The sequence below is a fragment of the Corynebacterium sp. HMSC06G04 genome (genome assembly GCF_001807365.1).
Taxonomy (GTDB): Bacteria; Actinomycetota; Actinomycetes; order Mycobacteriales; family Mycobacteriaceae; genus Corynebacterium; species Corynebacterium simulans.
In genome coordinates, this window is sequence record NZ_KV788595.1 from 1 (window position 1) to 5,867 (window position 5,867).

At 54.6% G+C, this 5,867-nt stretch carries 6 protein-coding genes and 1 pseudogene; 1 reads left to right on the forward strand and 6 read right to left on the reverse strand.

Annotation, left to right across the window (positions count from 1 at the left end; translation table 11 throughout):
* Positions 1-95 precede the first annotated feature (95 nt).
* The 3 genes from HMPREF3158_RS01595 to arsB all read right to left on the reverse strand — a co-directional run bounded on the left by HMPREF3158_RS01595 (position 96) and on the right by arsB (position 3,733).
* Positions 96-1,154, reverse strand: coding sequence for a trypsin-like serine protease (locus HMPREF3158_RS01595; protein ID WP_061921092.1), 1,059 nt, complete (start codon positions 1,152-1,154; stop codon positions 96-98).
* Between the two features lie 2 nt (positions 1,155-1,156).
* Positions 1,157-2,113, reverse strand: a complete 957-nt coding sequence (locus HMPREF3158_RS01600) for a DUF418 domain-containing protein (protein ID WP_061921094.1) — start codon at positions 2,111-2,113, stop codon at positions 1,157-1,159.
* Between the two features lie 552 nt (positions 2,114-2,665).
* A complete protein-coding gene (gene arsB, locus HMPREF3158_RS01605) occupies positions 2,666-3,733 on the reverse strand; it encodes an ACR3 family arsenite efflux transporter (protein ID WP_062035646.1) in 1,068 nt (355 codons plus the stop codon).
* 72 nt (positions 3,734-3,805) lie between these two features.
* Between arsB and HMPREF3158_RS01610 the strand changes: the two genes are divergently transcribed.
* Positions 3,806-4,147, forward strand: a complete 342-nt coding sequence (locus HMPREF3158_RS01610) for an ArsR/SmtB family transcription factor (protein ID WP_061921099.1) — start codon at positions 3,806-3,808, stop codon at positions 4,145-4,147.
* Between the two features lie 39 nt (positions 4,148-4,186).
* Here HMPREF3158_RS01610 and HMPREF3158_RS12375 read toward each other — a convergent pair.
* The 3 genes and pseudogenes from HMPREF3158_RS12375 to HMPREF3158_RS13335 form a co-directional block, all read right to left on the reverse strand.
* Positions 4,187-4,423: pseudogene (locus tag HMPREF3158_RS12375) on the reverse strand (inositol monophosphatase family protein); the annotation flags it as partial.
* A 376-nt stretch (positions 4,424-4,799) separates the two neighbouring features.
* On the reverse strand, positions 4,800-5,654 hold the full coding sequence (locus HMPREF3158_RS01615; RefSeq protein ID WP_011117480.1) for a 23S rRNA (adenine(2058)-N(6))-methyltransferase Erm(X): 855 nt from the start codon (positions 5,652-5,654) through the stop codon (positions 4,800-4,802).
* A 99-nt stretch (positions 5,655-5,753) separates the two neighbouring features.
* Positions 5,754-5,819 carry an erythromycin resistance leader peptide gene (locus HMPREF3158_RS13335; RefSeq protein ID WP_071569110.1) on the reverse strand — a complete coding sequence of 22 codons (66 nt, stop codon included), beginning with the start codon at positions 5,817-5,819 and terminating at the stop codon, positions 5,754-5,756.
* Positions 5,820-5,867 lie beyond the last annotated feature (48 nt).

Below are 5,867 nucleotides of genomic sequence, written 5' to 3' on the forward strand. Positions count from 1 at the left end.
AGCTGAGGTAGGAACTAAACCCAGGACGCTTCACGATAAAAGCCGCCTACCCAGTACTTGCTGGGGAGGCGGCTTGTGGTTGTGGTTAGACGGTTCTACTGTCGGCCATTCCTAATGCGCGACCAGGCTGCTGCGATAACCAGGCCAACGCACGCGATGGCGAGGTAACCCCACATGTGATCGGCGCTGGTCTGAATGGTCTTTGGCGGAGCAGGAGTGTTCTCTGCGGTTAGGACGCTTTCTTTGTCGCGACCAGAGGTGACACCGTCAATCCAGTCGGCAGTGCCTGCGAGGGTGGTGATTGCCGCGCTGGGGGAGGGCAGATCAGGATCTCCATTGGAAGTTCCGGCGGTAGCAAGCCCGGCGAGCTTTCCATCGACGAAGAATGGTCCGCCGGAGTCGCCGCCCTGCATACCTGCGCCAGATACGGAATGTACGTCCAGGATGGCGCTTTCAATCATCGGCATCATGGCAGCGTCGGCTGGGATGCTTTCGGTTCCAGCAGGGATCGACTCGGTTTTGGAAGCATCTGGCTTAGCTGCATCTGGCATTGCTGTACCTGGCATGACGGATCCTGGCTGCATTTCCATTGATTCCATGGCACCGCCTGGAGTAGCCTCACCTGGAGTAGCTTCACCAGGCGCAGCCTCACTTGGAGTTCCTTCATCGGGGCCTCCGCCCAGCAGCTCATTGACGACCATCTTGGACATCGGAAGCTGTCCGGATCGGGCCATCGACGAGCTGCTGCTCCAGCCGTAGAGAGTTCCCACCTGTCCAGGTGTTGGAATATCGCGGGAGACCTTCGCCGGGGTTGCGTCAGTGACTTTTTGAGTCAGGTGAAGCAATCCTGCATCAGACATTGGAGACAGCGCCCAAGAATCGGCATCGTAGACTTTCCCGCCGATGCGGGCCTGGGTTCCTTCGTTGTTCACAGACTCTAGGCAGTGGCGTGCTGTGAGCACCCACTGCTCGGCAACTAGCGTTCCGGTGCAGTCACCGAAATTGCCGACTTTGCCGATCTTTAGCGCGGCCACAGAACTGCTTTCAGCATTTGCAGGTGCGGGTTCGCCGTTTTCCAATGCAAGAGCTGGAGTCGCAGTTAGAAGCAGGGTGCTGCTAACAATTGCTGCGATGGAAAAAGATGTTTTCTTCACGGTTATTTCCCTTTCCCAGAAGGAACAATGGCCTTGATTGCGGTGGCAACGAGTTTTTCGGCAGGGCCCTGACCCACAAACTTCTTCCAGAGACTTGCGATGACGAGGAAGAATACGATGAAACCTGCTGCAGACAGCGTGGAATGCAATGCAACATTCTGCTGCCAATAAGCCGCGGTGAGAACGTGCAGGACGTAAATGGTCAGCGACATTGTTCCCATGGCCGCGAATGGATAAACCGCGGTCGGGAAGCGGTCGCCTACGAAAAGACACAAATGCAGCACAACAGCGGCAATGGCGACGGAGAGAATGATTTCGCCGAAGACACCGGTATGTCCGGTAAATCGGAGCCAGCCAGCAATCTCGGGATCAAATCGGAAGTACATGCCGACGGCTGTGATGACAACGCTGACAGCGGTAATAATCCAACTCAACCGGGCATTAGCGCTAGTCTTGGAGGCAGAAGTGTCTTGCAGACGACCGCGTAGGTAGACGTCGTAAAGCAGCATGCCGCCGATGAAGTATGCAATCCACGCCAGTAGCGGATAAATCTGTGGCAGCGTCATGGGCGCGTACTTTATTGTTGCGCCGATAGTTGCGGCGATGAAGAAGCCGACTCGCCACCAGGTTCCGAGTGCTGGCATCCAGGAAACCAACATCATTACCAGACCCATGACGATGAGGACTACTTGAATTTCTCCACCGACCGGCAACAAGGCCAGGCCGATGAGAATAATCAGAGCGCCGCGAGTGATGAGGCGCAAGAAGGTGGTGCTGCTGTAATTTCGGCCGATAATCATCATGGTGGCGCCGGCAATAATGGCGAACAATGATGAAGGCAGGCCGGAGAGCACAACCTTTGTGCTCCAAAGCAGTGAGGCCATATGGACAATGATCATGCCGATGATGGCGAGTGAGCGCGCTATATCAAGCCCCACAATTCGTGAAGGTTTATTCACCTCAGTTTTCTCCTTGTACTACAACTTATCGGGAGGTGCTCTTCGGTAAAAAGCTCTCCCTATAAGCGTCTTAATCAAAACGACTTTCTAGTTGTAGCAACCGAATCTGGCAATACATTAGGTGATTTTGAGTAAAAACAGAGTGTTTCGTCTGTACATTCCCTGTGAAGCTAACGTGTTCAAAGAGCCCAGGGCGCGCGTAACCTAGTGGCCTGAGATCAATGCTGACGAGTTTCACTTAGTCCGAGGTGCCAGGCGTCTTCCTCGCGTATCTGTTAAATCATTGCCATTCCCATTGCTCTCGTGTCGGTAGGTAACGCGTGGCTGGCCCAACCCTGAACCTGCTTCCCACCTGGTGGGCAGCGGTCGCCGGCTATGCCCTGTGCTGGAGCATCATCGCCGATGAAGACAACACGATCTGCAGTCTGGAGAATCGTGGGGTCAATGGGCTTTGGTGATGCATCGTCTATAGAGGCGCCGATTTCTGCAACTGATTTGGCTGCAAGCGCATTGGTAGTAGTTTTGGGATTTTCTTCACTTCAGACTCCTTTTCTATAGTTTGTCCGGTACGGAAAGATCATTGGAGAAAAGGCGCGGCCCGAGCCAGCGGGTGACGTAGACAAGTGCAACGAGTACGGGAACTTCAATCAGTGGTCCAATCGTTCCCGCAAGTGCTTGCTGGGACAATGGGCCGAAGGTGCCAATCGCAACTGCAATTGCCAACTCGAAGTTATTTCCGGCAGCCGTAAAGGCAATCGATGCGGAGGTTGCGTAGTTCATGCTCGCGGTCTTGGCCGAAGTGAGAGCGATCGCGAACATGGCGAGGAAGTAGATCACTAGTGGCAGCGCCACTTTCGCAACGGTCCAGGGATTCTCAACAATCTGCTGTGACTGAAGTGCAAAGAGCAACACGATTGTGTATAGAAGGCCGGCAAGCGCCAATGGTGAGATTTTGGGCAAGTACTCATTTTCATACCAGTCGCGACCACGGGTGCGTTCACCAATTATGCGTGATGCCGCGCCAGTCAGAAGCGGAATGCCGAGGAATACCACTACGGATAGTGCGATGGCCCAAAAAGAAAAGGTGACGGAAGTGGTTTCCAGTCCCAACCAGGAGGGCAGAATCTGCAGGTAGAACCACCCTAGAACGCCGAACATTAGAATTTGAAATAGCGAGTTTACGGCCACCAATACGGCGGCGACTTCAGTATCGCCGCAAGATAGGTCGTTCCAGACCAAAACCATTGCAATGCAGCGGGCGAGACCGACGATAATCACGCCAGTGCGCAGTTCTGGACTATCGCTGAGGAATATCCAGGCAAGGATGAACATTAGTGCGGGGCCGAGAATCCAATTGAGGAAGACTGTAATGCCCATCAGCTTCCTTGATGTCAAAATTTTGCCCGTTTTGTCGTATCGGACTTTTGCGAGCGGTGGGTACATCATGACCAGCAAGCCGATGGCGATTGGTACGGAAATTGTCAAAATTTTTGCCTCTGCCAGCCAGTTCACAAGTGACGGTGCAATTTTGCCCAGGATGAGGCCAATTGCCATTGCAGCTGCAATCCAAAGCGGCAAGAAGCGATCTAGGAAGCTGAGTGACTTTGTAGTCTGTGCCATGGTTTCCGGTGTAATCGATATATCGATGAATGTCAATATGTCCAGAGTGGAGACCGTGTAGTCTCAACAGGTATGGACGAAATCTCAGCATGCTGCGCACTTGGCGGTCGGCCTCTCGACGCGGCGGAAGCGCAGGCTGCGGCAACGCTCTTCAAAGCGCTGGCGCAACCGGCGCGCCTGCAAATTTTGTCTCAGCTCGCTGCCGCTGGCTGTAGTCCGATGACCGTGGGGGAGCTGGCCTGTGTTTCTGGGCTTAGTCAGCCGACGGTATCGCATCATTTAAAGACCATGGCGGATGCCGGGCTGCTTACTAGGTCTAAGAGTGGACGGGTAGTAACCCATGAGGTACGCCCTGAGGTATTTGCTGAGCTGCGACGTATCCTGGATATCGGTCACGCGGACAGGAGATGGTGAGCCGCTGGTCGCAAATTGCGATAGGTCGGAAAACTCTGTTTACCCGTTCAAACGCTTGACGACGGCGTCGTGAAGCAACCCATTCGTCGCAACCGCATCCCCGCCGTGCGGCCCGGCGATACCCGCTAGAGAAATGAAGCGGCCGCCAGCTTCCTCTACCAGGGCTGCAAGCGGAGCCAGGTCCCACAGAGAAACTTCCGGCTCAGCGGCGACATCGACCGCGTCCTCGGCTACTAGGCAGTAGGAGAGAAAGTCACCGTAGCCGCGTAGACGCCATGCTCAAGCGGGAAGTCTTACGTGATAGGAAAGTCTTTGGCAATCCGATCGCCTGCCGGCAGGAAGTCTTTCGATGGTGCATGCGCTACAACACACACCGGCGACACTCGTGGTGCAATCTTGTAGCCCCTGATGTCTTTGAAACCGAGACTTCAGCGACACTGACCAAAGCAACATAGCTAACCCCCGACATGTCCACTATCCGGGGGCCAGGCCCGTCCTTAGTTTTGTACGGATGGATTAGATACCTTTTTCCTACAAAGCCAAGGACCCCAATATCTTGTGCCACGCCCGAACCCCCGGCGAACTAATCAATGCACTCTAAAACCGGAAGAGCCCTTTTAGTACTACTGGTGGATTTCGGTTTTGGTGGGGATTAACGCCGCCGGCTTCGGTTTTTCCGTTGAGGAGGTCGTTGACTACTTCCCGATGGTGAAATGGGTCGATGGTGAGGTAGAGAGGAACCAGTCACCTGGAAGAGATCGATCCAGTCGTTGGTGTGCAATCTGGGAGGTAGGGTCGCGGGGTCGATTCCTCGCGAGCGCAACCATGATTGTGTTTCTGAACGTGATGAAAACAACCCTGCCCTTCGGAGAATTTCCCCTATCCCGCGTCCCCGGGCAGTGAAAACGGTGTGCACCATCGCCTGAAAGGCTTTGCGCTGCTCTATCGGAATCTTCGGGTCACCCACCCGGCGGATCACTAAGATCCCCCCGTCAACGTTTGGCTGTGGCCGGAAAGCAGACCTTGGTACCCGAGAACCCAGGTGAAATGTGAACCATGGGGACCACTGAGCCGTCATCATCGTGCTTGCGCCTACCCCGGCCCGGCGGCGAGCGACTTCCCACTGCATGAGGAGTACAGCGTCAGTCCATGCTGGCGCATGCAGCAACTTTCGAAGAATGGCAGTGGTGAGGTGAAAGGGAATGTTTCCCACAATGACGCAGGGAGTGGCGGGTAACCGGAAGTTAAGGAAATCATCATGGACCACTTCGACCGCCGCCGAGGAGGTTTCTTGTGTGATTTTGGCAGCTAGTTTTGCGTCCACTTCAACTGCCGTTATCGCCCTCCCCAAGTGGGCCATCGGGTGAGTGAGGGCACCGCTTCCTGGTCCGATCTCAATGATGGGGCCGGAGGTTTGTTTCACAAGGTCGATGATGGAGTTGATGATCTTGTGGTTGGTGAGAAAATTTTGGCCATGCTCGTGACGGCCGTGTCCGTATGCAGACATCAGGTGTGCTCCTTGGATTTGAAAGGGAGCCGGGCATGACAAATAGCCGCCCGGCTAAAGGACCGGAGCGGTTTTTAACCTACGGGGTAGGAAACCGCCTTAGCGGTTGGTGCGCAACCGCAAGAAAGCGGTACCTGAAATCAACATGGGTCTAATTATATCCATTTAAATTCGCGGGTGTGAAGTGTCCCGGGTTTTGTTCCTAGGCATTTG

What these genes read in the sequence shown, in the direction of transcription:
- HMPREF3158_RS01615 (WP_011117480.1), bottom strand. Translation starts at nt 5,654, where the DNA reads ATGTCTGCATACGGACACGGCCGTCACGAGCATGGCCAAAATTTTCTC.
- arsB (WP_062035646.1), bottom strand. Translation starts at nt 3,733, where the DNA reads ATGGCACAGACTACAAAGTCACTCAGCTTCCTAGATCGCTTCTTGCCG.
- HMPREF3158_RS01610 (WP_061921099.1), top strand. Translation starts at nt 3,806, where the DNA reads ATGGACGAAATCTCAGCATGCTGCGCACTTGGCGGTCGGCCTCTCGAC.